This window comes from Streptomyces sp. NPDC090445 (assembly GCF_044769385.1).
Classification (GTDB): Bacteria; Actinomycetota; Actinomycetes; order Streptomycetales; family Streptomycetaceae; genus Streptomyces.
This window is the reverse complement of the sequence record NZ_JBIVXV010000012.1, coordinates 39,595-56,171: the sequence shown is the minus strand read 5'-3', so window position 1 is coordinate 56,171 and position 16,577 is coordinate 39,595. Positions and strand designations below refer to the sequence as shown.

The window sequence follows — 16,577 nt, the reverse complement described above, 5'->3', positions numbered from 1 at the left end:
GGGGCCGTGTCCAACCCCTCGCGCCGGGCCCCGGCGCGGGGGGGGGGGGGGGGGGCCCCGGCGGGGGGGGGGGGGGGGGGCCCCCCCCCCCCCCCCCCCCCCGCCTCCCCACCCACCACATCCCTCCCCACCCACCCCCTCACCGAGGAGAGCCATGAACACCGTTCCGACGACCGCGAAGAGGCTCCGGGCCGCCGCTGCCCTCGCGTGCGCGCTGCTCGCCGCCGGGCTGGCCACAGCCACGTTCACCACGGAGGCCGGCGCCGTTCCCGCGGCCGCGGCGGACAGCGTCCAGACCCTCCGCAACAACGCGACCTCCGCCTGCCTGGACGACAGCGAGCACGGGATCCGCACATACGCCTGCCTGGGCAACGACCACCAGAAGTGGAACGTCCACCAGTGGGCCGACGGCACCCGTGAACTGCGGAACATCAAGACGGGCAGGTGCCTGACCGACAGCCCGGCGGGCCGGGTCGCGCCGTATCCGTGCGACAAGGCCAAGGACCAGAGCTGGTTCGTCCACCGCTACCCGGACGGGGCGGTCGAGCTGAAGAACCAGCAGACCGGCCTGTGCCTGGACGACAGCCCGGCCCATCACCTGCGCACCTTCCCGTGCGGAACCCACAGCCAGAAGAGCCCGTACCAGACCTGGCGCTGAGGCCGGACGGCAGCACGGCGACGGCGCCCGTCCACTGCGGTGGACGGGCGCCGTTCCGGCATGCGGAGGGGATGCGGTCAGAGCGGGGAGAGCCTCCGCCGGCGCCGGGCGTACACCGCGGCACCGCCGACCGCCGCCAGGGCGGCGACCCCGGTGACGGCGACGGGCTGCCAGGACGCCTCGTCCGCCGACTGCCCGTCCGCGGCCGCCGCGGCCGCGGTCCGCTCCGGCTGGTCCTCCGTGAGCTCGGCGTAGCCGCCGGCCAGGCCCTTGCGGTCGTACTCGGAGCCGGGCAGCTTGTCGCCGTACCGGGCGGTGACCAGCTTCTGGTAGGCGGCGAGGGGGAGGGAGCGCTTGCCGCCGAGGCCGGTGTTCGCCTCGTCGTTGAGCGGTTCGACCATGCCCTCGGCGGTGAGCCGGTACCAGGCGTGGATCTGCGGCTCGGTGAAGACGCGGGCCTGCGGGGTGCCGCGTTCGGCCAGGCTGAGGTCCTTGTCCCCGTCGCGGATGCCGGCCAGCTGCCAGCCCTCGGCGCCCGGGGTCTGCGGGCTGCTGCCCGTGGAGGAAGGGTTCCCCTGGGGTGCGAGCAGTACGGAGGCGGGGCGGCCGTCGGAGGCGTTCACCCGGGAGGCCAGGTAGGAGAGCCGCAGCGCGGTCTGCGGGCTGTTCTGGCTCTTGCCGGACACGAACTCGGGGCTGATCTCGAACATCGGCACCGGGTCCTTGAGGTCGAACCGGGGCGGTGCGGCGGCAGCGGCGGGCGCGTTGGCGGGGCCGCCCTGGCTGCCGCCGTCCGCGGCGGCGGGACCGCCGGGCTGCCGGGTCTGTACCAGGAAGCGGGAGACGGTGTCCCGGACCTGGTCGCTGCTGAGGGTCTGCTGTGCGGACTGGTAGCCGGCGATCCCGTCGCCGTCCGCGCCCTGGGCGGAAACGTTCCCGCAGAGGGTGGCGGCGAGCGCGGTGGTGGCCAGGACGGCTGCCCGGACCGCGGTGCGCCGGAAGCGACGCATGGTCTGCATGGTGTGCATGTTCGGGTCCTCTCGTCAGCCCTGGATGCCGACCCGGGAGTGGGTCCACTGGAACGAGTTGTTGTTCACGTAGGTGGAGTAGTTCCACCAGGTGTAGGTCTGGGTGGTCTGCCACGGGTCGCCGACGGCGATCATGTTGGTGGCGCTGTCGTAGCCGTAGATGACGTTCATGTGCCCGCCGCCGCTGCGCCAGCCGAACCGGACGGCGAACGGCCGGCCCGCGGCGATCTCGGCGGTCGACTCGTTGAACGAGGCGTTGCGGTACAGGCTGCGGCCGCTGTTGCCCATCCCCAGCTTGGCCAGGCCGTTGGCCATGTCCTCCAGCGTCGCCGGCTGGTTGTTGCAGTCCACCCACGTGCCCTGGGCGGCGAGTTGGCAGAACCGCTCCTGGGTGACGTTGCGGCCCCAGTACTTGGCGATGGTCACGCCCGAGGCGTCCCAGCACCACTGCGTCCTGACCTGCTTCTGCATGTCGATGTTCAGCGACTTCGCCGTCACCGGGCCGGGGTTGGGCTTGGTCGGCTTCGGGGTCGGGGTCGCGCCGCAGACGGGCAGGCCGGTGGTGTTCTCACGGATGAACGCGTCGGCGATGTAGTAGGAGCCGGTGTAGATCCACCGGTTGTTGTTCTCCACGGTGTCCCCGGTGGCGCGGCAGGACATCTGGATCCGGTCGCCGGCCTTCGAGGAGCCGTTGATCTGGGCCGAGAGGGACGGCTTGACGCGGTGGTTGACCGTCCGGTAGTTGCCCTGCCCGCCGTAGACGGTGCCGCTGACCGAACCGGCCTGCGCGAGGGCGCCGAAGCCGAACAGCAGGCCGCCGGAGAGGGCCGCGGTGACCGTGGCTATCACGGCCTTCTTGCCGCGGGACATGCGACGTTTGTGCATCGTGCTCCTTGAACCGAGAGGGGGGTGACCCGCGGGCCGACACTGCATGGCGCTGCAGCCCGGCCATGGTTCCGTGGCCGGGCATATCGGTACCGCTTTCCTCGATTGGATGGGGTGCCGGGAATCCTGCCAGAGAGAAAGGGCGATCTGAACGATGTTGCTCTACGCGCAAAGATGTCGCCCGTTCAACCACCGCCCGACGGGAAGTGATGGAACGTCAATTCTTCTTTGGGGCATGGGTACTTGGGGGCGGCGGGAAGGATGGTCCAGTCCATCTCGGCCGGTTCGATGGTGCGCGGACTTTACGTGAACTTGACACTGTGTGGCCCGTTATTGGATGCGCCGTCAAATAGCCGAATAGCCGAGCGTGCATGCCGTGTGACTCTCCATATATTTTCCAATGGGGAATCGCTCGGGAAGTGAACGGCCGGCATCAGGTCGGCGATCGCCGTTCTCCGCGGCGCCGGGACGGAGCGTGACCCGTCGTGCTCGCAGTGTCGATACCCGCGGGCAGGGGTTCAAGGGTGTCCTATCCGGACCTTAAGGGACGGATAACAGCGTCCCCGCGGGCACTCGGAAGCCCTTTCGCGCCTCAAAGCGCCCTTAGGGTCAGCGGTGTTGACCGAGGCACTTCCGATGCCGCCGCCGTACCGGCGGATCGGCTTTACCAAGAGGTTTCTGATGTCCCGAAAGCGAATTGCCCTGGCCTGCGCGGTCGTCGTCGTCGGGGTCGGCTCCGTCGTCATCCCCGTGGCCGCCAACGCCGGAGAGGAGGACGGCCTCGGCGCCGCCTGCCGCGTCGCGGACCAGGCCACCGCGTGGTGGGCGTCCGGCGAGGTCTCCCTGGCCAACAAGGGGGACCGGCCCGTACGGGACTGGACCGCCGAGTTCGACGTGTCGCAGGGGCAGGTCACCATCGACAACCCCTGGGCGTACGAACTGCGCCAGGACGGCAAGCACGTCACCGTCAAGCCGATCGGCGACCGCGCCGACGTGGCCGCCAAGGGCACCCGCGCCGTCAAGGTCGGGATCAACCCGGCCGGCAAGGGGATACCCAAGATCAGCGGATGCAAGGTGAACGGCGCGTCGGGCACCGACACCGGCACCGGTACCGCCGTCCCCGCCGACAGCGGCTCCTTCGTCAAGGACCACACCGCCGTCCACCTGATGTGGAAGCCGCCCGCCGGCGGAGCCGAGATCGTCCGCTACGAGGTCTTCCAGGACGGCAAGCAGGTCAAGACCGCCAAGGACACGATGACCGACATCGAGCGGCTGGCCCCCGCCACCCGCTACGCGTTCAAGGTCCGCGCCGTCCGCGCGGACGGCCGCACCACCGGCTTCAGCAAGGACATCGTCCTCACCACGCACGCGGCGCCCGGCCAGGACAAGGCGAAGCCGGTCATCCCCGCCGACCTGGAGGCGACCGCCTCGGGCCCGTACCAGGCCTCCCTGCGCTGGCACGCGGCCACCGACGACGTCGCCGTCACCGGCTACCGGATCTACCGCAACGGCACGAAGATCCAGGAGGCGGACGGCAAGGCCGCCTCGGCCACCGTCTCCGGCCTGACCCCGAGCACCGCCTACCGGTTCAAGGTCACCGCCGTCGACGCCTCCGGCAAGGAATCCGACCCGACCCGCGAGGCACCGGTGACGACCGCCGCGGCGCCCGACGGGAACGGCGTCGGCACCGGCGCCCCCGGCGACTTCGCCGCCACCACCGCCACGAAGCAGGACGGCACCGTCACCCAGCACTACCTGAACCTCACATGGTCCGTTCCGCAGGGCGTCGGCCAGGTCAGCACCTACCAGGTCTACCTGAACGGCAAGCCCGCCCAGACCTTCATGTGGGGCACCGGCGACCCGGTGCTGCCCGTCCCCACGGGCAAGGCCTCCCGCGAGGTGCTCGTCGGCGCCCACCCCGGCACCACGTACTCCGTGAAGATCCGGGCGCGCCTCGGCGACGGCAAGTGGGGCGCGTTCTCCCGCGAGCTGACCGTGCAGACCGGCGGCTGACCGCCCGCCCGCCCCGACGGCCCACGCCGCACCCCCGACCCATGACCAGCCAGGAGCATCCCGCATGAGCCCGACCCCGCCCGCCCCCGCGGCCTCCCGCCGCACCGCCGCCCTGCGCCTCACCGCGCTCGTCGCCCTCCCCCTCGCCGTGACCACCCTCGGCTCCGCGCCCGCCTCGGCCCACGGCTCCACCGCCGACCCGGTGAGCCGCAGCGTCGCCTGCACCAAGAACCCGAAGGCGAGCGAGGCCTGCCGGCTGGCCCTCGCCCAGAGCCCCGGCATCCCCGGCGACTGGAAGTCCATCGTCCAGGGCCGGGCCATCGACCACAGCACCCCCACCTCCTCCCCGCAGCACCGCGCCCGCATTCCCGACGGCAAGCTGTGCAGCGCCGGCAACGCGCAGTTCTCCGGCCTGGACCTGGCGCGGGACGACTTCCCCTCCACCACCCTGCCCGGCGGCGCCGAGTACGACCTGCGCTACGACATCAGCGCGCTGCACAACCCGTACCGCATGGAGATGTACGTCACCAAGGACGGCTACGACCCGAAGAAGCCGCTGAAGTGGTCGGACCTGGAGGACACCCCCTTCCTCAGCGCGGACAACACGGCGGCCACCGCGGCGCCCTCGGGCTACCTCGGCGCCAAGGCGTTCACCTTCAAGGCGGTGCTCCCGGAGAAGAAGGGCAAGCACCTCATCTACACGGTCTGGCACGGGCTGAAGCGGCCCGACGGCTCCTTCCAGAGCGAGGAGGCCTTCTACTCCTGCTCGGACGTCACCTTCAAGTAGGCGGCGCCGGCAGGCGAACCCCGAGCCCGGGCGCCCCCACCCGGGCTCGGGGCCTTTCCCTTCCCTCACTTCCCTCACTCCCTCACTCCCCGGCCTCTGCACACCGGCGCACCGCGCCCGTGCCGAGGGCGACCGCGACGCGGGGCCGCATGGGCCCCTCGCCGCGGCGGGAGAGCAGCACGACCTCCTCGACCCGCGCCGCCAGGCTGCCCAGGCGGGCCTCGCAGTCCGCGGCCAGGCGCCGCGGATCGTGCGTACGGCCGAGCGACAGGTGGGGCGTGAAGCGCGGGAAGCGGCCGCCGCAGCGGGGGAACGGCTCGATCAGGTCCCGCTCAAGGGCAGCCCAGGGAGCGGGCCCGGCCGCGGCGGGGTCTAGCCACACCGTCGAGTACGCGCGGTGGCGGAAGAAGCGCACCCCGCTGAGGCGGACGTCGAACGGCTCCGACGCGGCGGCCGCGGCGGCCAGCAGCGGCGCCGCCACCGGGAAGTCGGACTCCGGGACGAAGCCGAAGACCAGGTTCACGTGCGGCGGCCACCGCCGGATCTGGGGGTCGTGCACGGCCCGGATGCTCTGGATGGCCGGCCACAGCCCGGCCGGGGGCAGCCACGCGACAGCGGTCCGCGGCGTGGGGGCGACATCGAGGAAGCCGGGGACGCCGGGGACGCCGGGGACGCCCGGGGCGCCGGGGAGGTCGGGCACCCCGGGGGCCCCGCTTCCGCCGCCGCCGTTCGGAAACGCGTTCACGGTGCCATGATGACGCCGAGGCGCAGTGAGTCGGATCACCGTCGGGAGACCGCCGCCGGACCGCTGCGTGGTACGCGGTCTGCGTGGGCAGGGTCCGAGCGGCCCGGGTGTCCGCCGGACCGGGAGGGACGGCGGCACGGCTGCCCGCCCCGCCCGCCGTAGCGTCGTGTGGAGGTGCTCCGTGTGCATGACCCTGCCGGTCGGTACTCCGGCCGAGGCGGGCTCCTGTCCCGCCCCGTACGCCGACAGCCGCGTCGACGCGGGACACCGGACGGGGGCGCGGGCATGACCGCCGGTTCCCGCCCGCCGCTGCCGGAGCCCACCACCCTGCTCCGGGAGGCCCGCGCGCTCCTCCCCGAGGTCATCGGCGTACGCCGGTCCCTGCACCGTGCCCCGGAGCTGGGCCTGCACCTGCCGGGCACCCAGCGCACGGTCCTCGACGCCCTGGCAGGACTCCCGCTGACCGTCACCACGGGAGACCGGCTCAGCTCCGTCACCGCGACCCTGCACGGCGCCCGCCCCGGCCCCACGGTCCTGCTCCGCGGCGACATGGACGCCCTCCCCCAGCAGGAGGACACCGGCCTGGAGTTCGCCTCCGGCGTGCCCGGCGCCATGCACGCCTGCGGCCACGACCTGCACACGGCGATGCTGGTCGGCGCCGCCCGGCTGCTGGCCGCCCGTCGCGCGGAGCTGAGCGGGAACGTGGTGTTCATGTTCCAGCCCGCCGAGGAGAACGGCGGCGGAGCCCGCTACATGATCGAGGAGGGGGTGCTCGACACCCCCGCGGGGCGTGGTGCGGAGGCCGCCTTCGCGCTCCACGTCACCACGCGCTTCGAGAGCGGCACCCTGTACGTGCGACCGGGCCCGGTGTACGCCGCCGCGGACCAGATCCACATCACGGTCCGCGGCCGGAGCGGGCACGCCTCCGCGCCCCACCGCGCCCTCGACCCCATTCCGGTCGCCTGCGCGATCGTGCAGGCGCTGCAGACCCTCGTCACCCGCACCGTGGACGTCTTCGACCCGGCAGTCGTGACCATCGCCCGCATCCAGGCCGGCACGACCACCAACATCATCCCGGAGACCGCCGAACTGCACGGCACCTTCCGCACCATGAGCGCGGAGACCCGGGTGCGGCTGCGCACCGGGATCGAGCAGGTGGCTCGCCATGTGGCGGCCGCACACGGTGCGGACGCGGACGTGGCCCTGGTCGAGGGCTATCCCGTCCTGCACAACGACGCCGCGTTCACGGAATCCGTCGTCGAGGCCGCCGCCCTGGTCCGCCCCGGCCTGGCCCGGGAGCTCCCCGAACCGGTCATGGGTGCCGAGGACTTCAGCTACGTCCTGGAGCGGGTGCCCGGCGCGATGGCCGTGCTCGGGGCGCGGCCGCCCTCCGCACCGGCGGAAGGCGGCCCGGACTGCCACTCCCACCGCGTCGTCTTCGACGAGGACGCCATGGCCACGGGCGTCGCCGTGCACACGGCCGTCGCCCTCCACCACCTGGCCGGGGGAGGGGAGAAACCCGCGTCGCCATGACGGAGCGCGACGGCGCCGCGGTACTGCGATGCCGCGGTACTGCGGTACTGCGGTACTGCGACGCCGTCGCGCCGGGACGGGTCTGCCTCACGGGCCCGCGTTGAGCTCCGCGACGATCGAGGCGGGCGTGTGGCCGCTGCTGTCCGAGAGCCGGTGGAAGTCGACGGACACGAAGTTCGGGGTGCGGCCCCCGGCCGCCTCCCGGCACTGCCCGGCGATGCGGTTCCGCAGCTTGCTGCCGTTGTCCAGGGCGGCCGTGAGGACGGTGGGCACGTTGCGGTGGTGGCTCATGGTGAACAGCCGCCGGAATCCGGGTTCCCGGCGGTCCAGGGGCACGTCGGCCCAGCGGCTGACGCACGCGAGGTCGTTGCCCATGTCCCCGAGGCTCCAGTAGTTGCTGACCGTCCAGGACCGGTCGTACATGACGCCCAGGTGCTCGCGGTCGGACCGGTCGGAGAGGATCAGCAGGCGCTTGCCGGCGGTGACCATGTCGGCGACCTTGGGCCAGCCGTGCTGCCGTACGCCCCACTCGTCGGGCCGGAACAGCAGCTCGGGCAGGCCCCGTACGCGGCCGAGGGACTGCTGCAGCTGCTCGGCGCTGACGTAGTCCTCCAGGAAGACGGTCACGACCTCCTGGGGGTGGGAGGCGAGGAAGTCCACCACGGTCTGCATCGTGCCGTGGAAGGACTGGCGCGGCAGGGCGTACGTGGCACCGGCGAACGTCTTGCAGTCGCCGTGGCACAGGTACACGTCGCTGGGGTAGCAGTCGCTGCCGAAGCTGATGACGCACAGCCAGGTGCTGCGCTCGTACCAGTGCGTGTCCAGGCTGAGGCCGCGGACGCCGTGGTCGAGCTGGTGGCGCACCGACTCGGACTGGTTCACCGAACTCCAGCGGGAGTCCTCGTAGTTGGTGAAGGCGTTGTGGGTGGTGAGGAACGCGGCCTCGTCGAGGCGGCGCTCGCCCCAGCGGGCGGCCGCGGCCTCGGCCGCCCGTGAGCCGGCGGGGGCGGTGACGGTGGTGGGGGGAGCGGCGGCGGGGGTACGGGCCGGGGCCGAGGCGGCCGCGGCGGTCGCCGTGCCGAGGAGTGCCATCAGGAGGAGGCACACCAGTGGGTACCGGCCGCTTCTCCGCAGCCGCAGCATGTTCATGCCAATCATGGCCGGAGGGTAGCGTGCGCACCCGCGATCCGCGCCCCCGCGGACACGCCCGGCCGAAACGCGACGCCGGTGCTCTGGCCGGGAAGGTTTGCCGGCTCGCGGCGTCAGTGCGGGACCGACTCAATGCAACTGGTGGTCAAGAGTGGCGGCACAGCTCTTCGAGTTGCTTCGTCGCCTTGCGGAAGAGCTTGTCGATGTGGTGCCGGCTGGCGCGCAGGAGCAGGTGGACGGGGGGCTTGGAGTCGATGGCGAGGGTCCAGCTGACGGCCGTCGTCGTTTCCGACGTGGGTTGCAGGGTCCACTGTTCCATCAGGGCCGAGACGCCGGGTGCGTTGGCTTCGTGGGCGCGGTAGGCGAAGCGTTCGCCGGGGTCCCAGGCGGTGATCTGTTCGCGGGCCCGGATGATGCGGTACAGGCGGAAGTAGCGTGTCGAGCCCTTTCCGTAGGGGGGTGCGCCTTCGTAGTGGACGTCGTTCGCCGGGGCGAACCAGCGGGGCCAGTTCTCCGGGTGGGCGGCGAGCTGGTCGAAGACGGCGTCCGAGGGTGCGTGGAGCTCTCGGGTGCAGGACTGCCGGAAGGGGGCGCGGTCCAGGAATCCGAGGTCTTCGGCACGCAGCTGGTATTTCATGGGGTCTCGGCCCTTCCGACGGCGGCTCGGGGAGGGGCGGGGCACCTGGCAGGCGTGCCTCCGCCGTGCTCATCGTCGCCTGGCGCGGGAGGTCCCTCAGGGTTGGTGCCGCCAATGGGATGACTGATGTCCGATCCGGTCTAACGGTCACCTTGAGCGGGGGACGTTTCACCCGTCAGAGGTCGAGGCCTCCGCCTGGACGTGCGAGGAGACGTGTAGGGATGGCTGTTCCGTTCAAGGGCGTGATCCAGGAGGACATCCGGCAGTCGGTGCCGGACTGGGAGCCGTACAAGCAGCCGCAGGCGCCCGAGGGCTCGCCGAACGTGCTGTACCTGGTGTGGGACGACGTGGGCTTCGGCACCTTCGACGTCTTCGGCGGGCTGGTGGAGACACCGGCGATGCGCCGGATCGCCGACATGGGGGTGAGGTTCACCAACTTCCACACCACCGCGCTGTGCTCCCCGACGCGGGCCTGCCTGCTGACCGGCCGCAACGCGACGAGCAACGGCATGGCCTGTGTCGCCGAGATGACCAGCGGCTTCCCCGGGTCCAACGGGCGCATCCCGTTCGAGAACGCGAGCCTGGCCGAAGTACTGGTGGAGCGGGGCTGGAACACCTACGCCCTGGGCAAGTGGCATCTCGTCCCCTCGGACGAGGCGAACCTGGCGTCCTCGAAGCGGCACTGGCCGCTGGGCCGCGGTTTCGAACGCTTCTACGGGTTCCTGGGCGGTGAGGCCGATCAGTGGTACCCGGACCTCGTGTACGACAACCACCCGATCGACCCTCCGTACACTCCGGAGCAGGGCTACCACCTGTCGAAGGACCTGACGGACCGGACGATCCAGTTCATCCGGGATGCAAAGGTCATCGCCCCGGAGAAGCCCTGGTTCACCTACTTCTGCCCGGGTGCCGGCCATGCGCCGCACCACATCTTCAAGGAGTGGGCGGACCGGTACGCGGGGAAGTTCGACGACGGCTACGAGGTCTACCGCCGGATGACGCTCCAGCGCCAGATCGAACTGGGCATCCTGCCCGAGGGCACGGAGCTCACCCCGATCAACCCGCACGGCGAACCCGAGGCGACAGGGCCGTCAGGACAGCCCTGGCCGGCCACGGACTTCGTCCGCCCGTGGGAGTCACTGAACGCCGACGAAAAGCGCCTGTTCGCCCGAATGGCCGAGGTCTTCGCCGGCTTCGTCGCCCACACCGACGCGCAGATCGGACGCCTGCTGGACTACCTGGAGGAGTCCGGGCAGCTGGAGAACACCATCATCGTCGCGGTCTCGGACAACGGCGCCAGCGCCGAGGGCGGCCCGAACGGGTCGATGAACGAGATGAACTTCTTCAACGGCGTGGCCGACGACATCGCCGAGAACCTGCGCCACCTCGACGACCTGGGCAGCACGAAAACCTACAACCACTACCCCACCGGGTGGGCGTGGGCTTTCAACACCCCGTTCAAGTACTGGAAGCGCTGGGTCTCCTTCGAAGGCGGCATCGCCGACCCCATGATCATCGCCTGGCCCAGGGGCATCAGGCAGAAGGGCGGGATCCGCCACCAGTACGTGCACGCCATCGACATCGTGCCGACGATCTACGACCTGGTCGGCATCCAGCCCCCGGACGTGGTCAAGGGCGTCACGCAGAATCCGATCGAGGGCGCAAGCTTCCGCAGGGTGATCGAGGACGCGCAGGCCCCCGAGCCGCGGCAGACGCAGTTCTACACGATGCTCGGCACCCGCGGGATCTGGCACGACGGCTGGCACGCCGCCACGGCCCATCCGCCGGCGCCGTCCAACTGGAGCCACTTCGAACAGGACGTATGGGAGCTGTACAACCTGCGCGAGGACCGCTCGGAGAACCGCGACCTGGCCACACGGCATCCGGAGAAGCTCGAAGAGCTCAAACGCCTGTGGGCTCGGGAAGCGGCCAAGTACAACGGCCTGCCGCTGGACGACCGCAGCCCAGTGGAAATCCTGGCCACACCCCGGCCCCAGCTGTCCAAGCCCCGCGACCGGTACGTCTACTACCCCGGTTGCGCAGACGTGCCGGAGACCGTGGCCGTCAACATCCGCGGGCGCTCCTACACGATCGTCGCCGAGACCCGCCTGGACACCCCCGAGGCCCAAGGCGTGCTCTTCTCCCACGGCGGTCGCTTCGGCGGTCACAGCCTGTACCTGAAGGACGGGCACCTGCACTACGTCTACAACTGGCTCGGCCGCATGGAGCAGAAGGTCAGCTCACCGGATCCGGTCGGCACCGGGGACCTCACGTTCTCGGTGGCCTTCCGGGCAGGCAAGCGTGACGAGCAGGGAAGTACGCACGGGACACTCACCCTCCACGTCGGCGACCGGCAGGTCGCCGAGGCCGACATCAAGACCCAGCCGGGCAGCTTCTCCCTGGTCGGCGAGGGCCTCGGGGTCGGCAGGGACACCAGCCAGCCGGTCTCCGGCGACTACGAAACGCCCTTCGGGTTCCTCGGCGGCACGATCCATCGGGTGGTGGTGGACGTCAGCGGCGAAGCCTTCGCGGACGTGGAGAAGGAACTCATCGGCATGTTCCACCGCGACTGACGCTCCCGCGCCGCCCGGCCAGGGGACACTCCGAGCCGGGCGGCGCGGGCGTGCTCGGGGCCCTTGCCGGGAGCGGTGGTCGGGGCGGTCAGGGAGCGTGGAGGGGCCGGGCGTCAGCGGCACAGCGGAAACCCTGGTGGCCGGTACTGCTGTCCGGTGTACTGGAGCTGCGGGCGGCGACCCGATAGCGGCGGCAGTAGGAGGCGTGGCACAGATACGAGCCGCCGCGGATCACCTTCGCGGTACCGAGCGAGGGTCCGGTGGGGTTGTCGCGGGGGCTGCGCACGTAGTAATCGGGGGCGTACCAGTCGGCGCACCACTCCCAGACGTTGCCGCACGCGTTGTACAGGCCGTGGCCGCCCGGCGGGTAGGCGGTCACGGGGGCGGTGCCGTACCAGCCGTCGGGGCGGGTGTGGTGGTCGGGGAAGCGGCCCTGCCACACGTTCATCCTGCGCGTGCCGCTGGGCTCGATGTCCTCGCCCCAGGGGAATGCGGCCTGTTCCAGACCGCCGCGGGCGGCGTACTCCCACTCCGCCTCGGTGGGCAGGCGCTTGCCGGCCCAGGCGGCATAGGCGGAGGCATCGTTGAAGGAGACGTGCACCACCGGGTGGTCGGCACGGCCTTCCAGGCCGGAGCCGGGGCCTTCGGGATGGCGCCAGCAGGCGCCGTGGACCTGCCGCCACCACGGGGCGGCGGCGACGGCGCGGGTGTCGGGAAAGCCGGGCGGCAGCAGCCCGGCGAAAACGAAAGACCAGCCGTACTGCTCGGCCTCCGTCACGTATCCCGTCGCGGCCGTGAAGGCGCCGAAGTCCGTATTGGAGACCGCGCACCGGTCGATCCAGTACGGTGCGAGCGACACCTCATGGACCGGGCTCTCGCCGTCGCCGGGCACCACCCACCGGCGGTCCTGGCAGCCCATCAGGAACGTGGCGGCCTCCAGCCGCACCATCCCGTCCACAGACGGGCTGCATTCTGCGGAGCTTTCGAGCGCGGCCTGCGCCGCAGGGTCGGCCACCGCCACCGCCACCGCCACCGCCGAGTCCGGTCGGGACGGGTTGCAGCATGCCGGGCGCCCCTCGCCGTCTGTCATTGTCTGCCCTTCACCGCGATCGGACCGCTTCGGACGATTTTGGGGTATGGCTCCTCTCCGGGCGGAGGACGACACGTCTTCGCGCCGTGCGGCGACGCCGCTCGCATCGCAGAAGCTGTCACCCGATCGTCCTCGGCAGCAGACGTGCCGCGCCGGTGGTGCAGCGCTGCGTGTCCGCGGCGGGTTCGCCACTGCGGCTGAGTCCCGGGCCTATGGTGAGCCACACGATCCCCCACGGCTGCGCGCAGGCGGTGATGCACCATGACCACACCCGCGATCGACTACAGGGCCGCTTTCAGGGCCCTGCCCGGCGCAGTGGCTCTGCTCACCCCGGATCTGGTGTATGTCGACGTCAACGACGCCTATGGCCGTCAGGCCGGGCGCTCCTCGGAGCAGATGATCGGGCGCGGTGCGTTCGATGTCTTTCCCGCCAACCCGCAGGATCCGGATACCACCGCAGCACGTGGTCTCCAGGCGTCGCTGCAACGGGTACTGGCCACCGGGGAGCAGGACGCCATGGCGCTGCAACGCTACGACATCGAGAATCCCGAGCGGCCGGGCGAATGGGAGGAGCGGTATTGGAGCTCGGTCTTCGCACCTGTCCTTGATGCCGGAGGTCGCGTGGAGCTGATTGTGCACCGTGTGGAGGAGGTCACGGAGCTCATCCGCGCCCGCACACGACAGGGCGAGGACGCAGCCGGCCAGACGCTGGCGCTCGAAGCGAAGCTCTACACCCGTGCCCGGGAACTGCAGGAGGTCAACGAGCGCCTGCGCCGGGCCCACGCCCAGGAGCGTGAAGTGGCCCTGGCCCTCCAGGAAGCCATGCTGCCCAAGCCTCAACCGCCGGCACGATGCGCAACCGCCGTACGCTATCGGCCCGCCACCAGAGCCTTGAACGTGTGCGGCGACTGGTACGACCTCGTCGAACTGCCCGGCGGCCGTGTCGCGGTCGCCGTCGGCGACGTGGTCGGGCACGGCCTGCCCGCCGCCTGCGTCATGGGCCAGCTCCGCAGCGCTCTCAGCGCCGCCACCCGCGTCGCAGACGGACCGGCGGCTGCCCTGGACGCTCTCGACCTGTACGCCCCCTTCGTCGACGGCGCCGAGTCCACCACCGCCATCAGCACCTTCATCGACTTCGTCGACCATACGATCACCTACAGCAGTGCAGGTCACCTGCCACCTGCACTGGTACACCCTGACGGCTCGGTCGCGTTCCTCGACCAGGCCACCGACCCCCCGCTCGGCGTCCGCCCGGGCCCCACCTCCTACCCCCAGGCGACAACCGGCTTCATCCCGGGCGCGACTCTCGCCCTCTACACCGACGGCCTCATCGAGCGTCGCCACGAGGACATCGACACCGGCCTGGCCCGCCTCGCCCACTGCCTCGCCGGCCACCGCGGAAGCGACCCGGAAACCCTCGCCACCGCGCTTCTCACGGACATGCTCCCGGCCGACGGTGCCACGGACGACACCGCCCTGGTCATCATCCGCCTCTGACCTCGCACCTCGCATCCCCGGCCCGCTACCGGTTCGACCCGGCGGGGACGTTCGCCTCGGGCGCGGTGCCCGAGCCGGGACTTCGGGGCCGAGACCGTCGGCTCCGCCACCGCGGCGGCCGCTGCGGCGCGCGACCGGGAAGGGCTTCGGCAGTCGGAAGGAGATCAGCGCGCCTGCAGGGCAGCGTCGGCCTCCCGGACGGTGGGGAAGACGCGCAGCTGCCGGGTGGCGCCGTCCCGGTAGGGGTTGGTGCGCAGCGTGTTCCGTACCTGCTCCTGGGGGCGGGCGAGGACCAGTTCGCAGTCGCGGGACCGCAGGTCGACGGTGAGCTGGGCCAGGACTTCCGCTGCGGTGGCGTCCACGTGGAAGACCGCTTCGGCGTCGAGGACCACGTACCGGGGATAGGCCGGCCGGGCCGCTGCCAGCATCAGGACGCGTTGATGGACCCGGTTGGTGTTGGCGAAGAACAACGGCGCATCGACCCGGTAGATCAGCACCCCGGTGTCGGGGGCATCCTCCGGAGCCACCTCGCGGGGCGACCCGCCGTCGGGGACGGTGAGCACGGCGTCGTGGGGCCAGGCCACGCGGCGCAGCAGCTGCAGCAGCGCCAGGATCACGGCCAGGAGCAGGCCGTGCAGCACGCCGAGCGCCAGCACACCGGCCATCGTGACCAGTGCGAGCACCGCCTCCGTCCGCCAGCCCTGCCACAGCCGCTGGAATCCGGCGACGTCGATCAGGTGCGAGGCCGACACGATGACGACTGCGGCCAGTACCGACCGCGGGAGCAGCCCGATCACCGGACCGGTGGTGAGCAGGCCCACCACCACGAAGCCGGCGCCCGCCAGCTGGAACAGCTGTGACCGGGCTCCGGCGCCCTGTGCGGACAGGCTGCGCTGGGTGCTCACCATCGACGGGAAGCCGCCGAGGAATCCGGCGCCCGCACTGGCCGCACCCATGGCGACCGACTCCCGCACCAGGGAAACATGCCCGCCTGAGGAGGCAGCCGTCCGGCGCAGGTCGGCCACCCCCTCGATCGAGGCGATCATGGCCATGCCGGCCGCGGTGGGCAGCAACGCCCACACGTCCCCCGCGGTCACCTCCGGCCAGGCCGGTACCGGCAGACCGCCGACGATGTCGCCGGTCATCGCCACCCCGTGTGCGGCGAGGTCCGCGGCGGCCGATACGACGACCGCCGCCGCGCACACCACAGGCGTGGCCGGCACGGCACGCAGGGCAGGCACGGCGCGCAGGGCCTTCCTCAGCAGCACGAGCGCGACCACAGACCCCACACCCACCGCCGCGGTCACCACCTGCATCTGGTCCAGGTTCGTGAGCACTTGCCACAGCTTCACCATCGGACGGTTGCTGTCGGTCTTGATCCCCAGCAGCGTGCCGGCCTGGCTGGCCATGACCTGCACGGCCGTCCCGGCCAGATACCCCAGAACCACCGGCCCCGACACGAAGATGGCCAGCCCCCGCACCCGCCCCGGCAGCAGAAGCAGGGCCCCGGTCATCAGCGCCAAGCACGCGGCCAGCGCCGCGGCGCGCCGGGCGTCCCCGCCGGCACGGGTGCTCACCGCCGCAAACGTCATGATCGCCATGGTCGACGAGGGCCCGACCGCCATCACCCGCGTCGAGGTCACCAGGGCGAACACCACCATCGCCCCCAGCGCCGTGTACAGGCCGGCGACCGGGGACAGCCCCGCCACCTGCCCGTACCCCAGTCCCTGCGGCACCAGCGTCACCGCGACCGCGAAGCCGGCCACGACGTCCCCCCGCACCCCGCGCCACGCATACTGCTGCAGCTGCCCCAGCAGCGGCACCACACCCGCCGCAGAAACGCGACCTTCCTTCACCCGGTCATTGTCGGGAACCGGGCCCCACCGCCCGCGGAACGAACCGCACGACCACCCAGGTTTCGCCATGTCGGCCCACCACCCGTCCGCCCGGCCCCGCTCTGCTGCCGCCACTGCCGCAATCCG

13 protein-coding genes are annotated in these 16,577 nt (G+C 71.6%); 6 read left to right on the top strand and 7 right to left on the bottom strand.

Annotated elements, in window-relative coordinates; translation table 11 throughout:
* The first annotated feature begins 154 nt into the window (after positions 1-154).
* Complete coding sequence (locus ACIQUT_RS22810) at positions 155-658, top strand: RICIN domain-containing protein (RefSeq protein ID WP_403565124.1); 504 nt, start codon at positions 155-157, stop codon at positions 656-658.
* 77 nt (positions 659-735) lie between these two features.
* Here the strand turns inward: ACIQUT_RS22810 and ACIQUT_RS22805 are convergent, their stop codons facing one another.
* Positions 736-1,677 carry a hypothetical protein gene (locus ACIQUT_RS22805; protein WP_403565122.1) on the bottom strand — a complete coding sequence of 314 codons (942 nt, stop codon included), beginning with the start codon at positions 1,675-1,677 and terminating at the stop codon, positions 736-738.
* A gap of 24 nt (positions 1,678-1,701) precedes the next feature.
* Entirely contained in the window at positions 1,702-2,556 is an 855-nt protein-coding gene (locus ACIQUT_RS22800) for a papain-like cysteine protease family protein (RefSeq protein WP_403565121.1), read from the bottom strand.
* 696 nt (positions 2,557-3,252) lie between these two features.
* On the opposite strand from ACIQUT_RS22800, the gene ACIQUT_RS22795 reads away from it, so the two are divergent.
* Complete coding sequence (locus ACIQUT_RS22795; protein ID WP_403565119.1) at positions 3,253-4,584, top strand: fibronectin type III domain-containing protein; 1,332 nt, start codon at positions 3,253-3,255, stop codon at positions 4,582-4,584.
* Between the two features lie 64 nt (positions 4,585-4,648).
* Positions 4,649-5,371 carry a lytic polysaccharide monooxygenase gene (locus tag ACIQUT_RS22790; RefSeq protein WP_403565117.1) on the top strand — a complete coding sequence of 241 codons (723 nt, stop codon included), beginning with the start codon at positions 4,649-4,651 and terminating at the stop codon, positions 5,369-5,371.
* An 82-nt stretch (positions 5,372-5,453) separates the two neighbouring features.
* Here ACIQUT_RS22790 and ACIQUT_RS22785 read toward each other — a convergent pair whose 3' ends face one another.
* Positions 5,454-6,116, bottom strand: a complete 663-nt coding sequence (locus ACIQUT_RS22785; RefSeq protein ID WP_403565116.1) for a 2'-5' RNA ligase family protein — start codon at positions 6,114-6,116, stop codon at positions 5,454-5,456.
* Positions 6,117-6,401: 285 nt separating this feature from the next.
* Between ACIQUT_RS22785 and ACIQUT_RS22780 the strand changes: the two genes are divergently transcribed.
* Positions 6,402-7,649, top strand: coding sequence for a M20 family metallopeptidase (locus ACIQUT_RS22780; RefSeq protein ID WP_403565115.1), 1,248 nt, complete (start codon positions 6,402-6,404; stop codon positions 7,647-7,649).
* An 87-nt stretch (positions 7,650-7,736) separates the two neighbouring features.
* On the opposite strand, the gene ACIQUT_RS22775 is transcribed toward ACIQUT_RS22780, so the two are convergent.
* A complete protein-coding gene (locus tag ACIQUT_RS22775; RefSeq protein WP_403565114.1) occupies positions 7,737-8,807 on the bottom strand; it encodes a PI-PLC domain-containing protein in 1,071 nt (356 codons plus the stop codon).
* 136 nt (positions 8,808-8,943) lie between these two features.
* Positions 8,944-9,435, bottom strand: coding sequence for an SRPBCC family protein (locus tag ACIQUT_RS22770; RefSeq protein ID WP_403565113.1), 492 nt, complete (start codon positions 9,433-9,435; stop codon positions 8,944-8,946).
* Between the two features lie 221 nt (positions 9,436-9,656).
* Between ACIQUT_RS22770 and ACIQUT_RS22765 the strand changes: the two genes are divergently transcribed.
* Positions 9,657-12,008, top strand: a complete 2,352-nt coding sequence (locus ACIQUT_RS22765) for an arylsulfatase (protein ID WP_403565111.1) — start codon at positions 9,657-9,659, stop codon at positions 12,006-12,008.
* Positions 12,009-12,096: 88 nt separating this feature from the next.
* Here ACIQUT_RS22765 and ACIQUT_RS22760 read toward each other — a convergent pair whose 3' ends face one another.
* The gene (locus tag ACIQUT_RS22760) at positions 12,097-13,098 is read right to left on the bottom strand and encodes a formylglycine-generating enzyme family protein (protein WP_403565110.1); all 1,002 of its coding nucleotides are present in this window, start codon (positions 13,096-13,098) and stop codon (positions 12,097-12,099) included.
* Positions 13,099-13,359: 261 nt separating this feature from the next.
* Here ACIQUT_RS22760 and ACIQUT_RS22755 point away from each other — a divergent pair, with 261 nt between their 5' ends.
* Complete coding sequence (locus ACIQUT_RS22755) at positions 13,360-14,595, top strand: PP2C family protein-serine/threonine phosphatase (RefSeq protein ID WP_403565108.1); 1,236 nt, start codon at positions 13,360-13,362, stop codon at positions 14,593-14,595.
* A gap of 164 nt (positions 14,596-14,759) precedes the next feature.
* Here ACIQUT_RS22755 and ACIQUT_RS22750 read toward each other — a convergent pair whose 3' ends face one another.
* Positions 14,760-16,451 (bottom strand): SulP family inorganic anion transporter, encoded by a 1,692-nt coding sequence (locus ACIQUT_RS22750; protein ID WP_403565107.1) that lies wholly within the window; start codon positions 16,449-16,451, stop codon positions 14,760-14,762.
* Positions 16,452-16,577 lie beyond the last annotated feature (126 nt).

What these genes read in the sequence shown, in the direction of transcription:
- ACIQUT_RS22810 (WP_403565124.1), top strand. Translation starts at nt 155, where the DNA reads ATGAACACCGTTCCGACGACCGCGAAGAGGCTCCGGGCCGCCGCTGCC.
- ACIQUT_RS22805 (WP_403565122.1), bottom strand. Translation starts at nt 1,677, where the DNA reads ATGCAGACCATGCGTCGCTTCCGGCGCACCGCGGTCCGGGCAGCCGTC.
- ACIQUT_RS22800 (WP_403565121.1), bottom strand. Translation starts at nt 2,556, where the DNA reads ATGTCCCGCGGCAAGAAGGCCGTGATAGCCACGGTCACCGCGGCCCTC.
- ACIQUT_RS22795 (WP_403565119.1), top strand. Translation starts at nt 3,253, where the DNA reads ATGTCCCGAAAGCGAATTGCCCTGGCCTGCGCGGTCGTCGTCGTCGGG.
- ACIQUT_RS22790 (WP_403565117.1), top strand. Translation starts at nt 4,649, where the DNA reads ATGAGCCCGACCCCGCCCGCCCCCGCGGCCTCCCGCCGCACCGCCGCC.
- ACIQUT_RS22780 (WP_403565115.1), top strand. Translation starts at nt 6,402, where the DNA reads ATGACCGCCGGTTCCCGCCCGCCGCTGCCGGAGCCCACCACCCTGCTC.
- ACIQUT_RS22775 (WP_403565114.1), bottom strand. Translation starts at nt 8,807, where the DNA reads ATGATTGGCATGAACATGCTGCGGCTGCGGAGAAGCGGCCGGTACCCA.
- ACIQUT_RS22770 (WP_403565113.1), bottom strand. Translation starts at nt 9,435, where the DNA reads ATGAAATACCAGCTGCGTGCCGAAGACCTCGGATTCCTGGACCGCGCC.
- ACIQUT_RS22765 (WP_403565111.1), top strand. Translation starts at nt 9,657, where the DNA reads ATGGCTGTTCCGTTCAAGGGCGTGATCCAGGAGGACATCCGGCAGTCG.
- ACIQUT_RS22760 (WP_403565110.1), bottom strand. Translation starts at nt 13,098, where the DNA reads ATGACAGACGGCGAGGGGCGCCCGGCATGCTGCAACCCGTCCCGACCG.
- ACIQUT_RS22755 (WP_403565108.1), top strand. Translation starts at nt 13,360, where the DNA reads ATGACCACACCCGCGATCGACTACAGGGCCGCTTTCAGGGCCCTGCCC.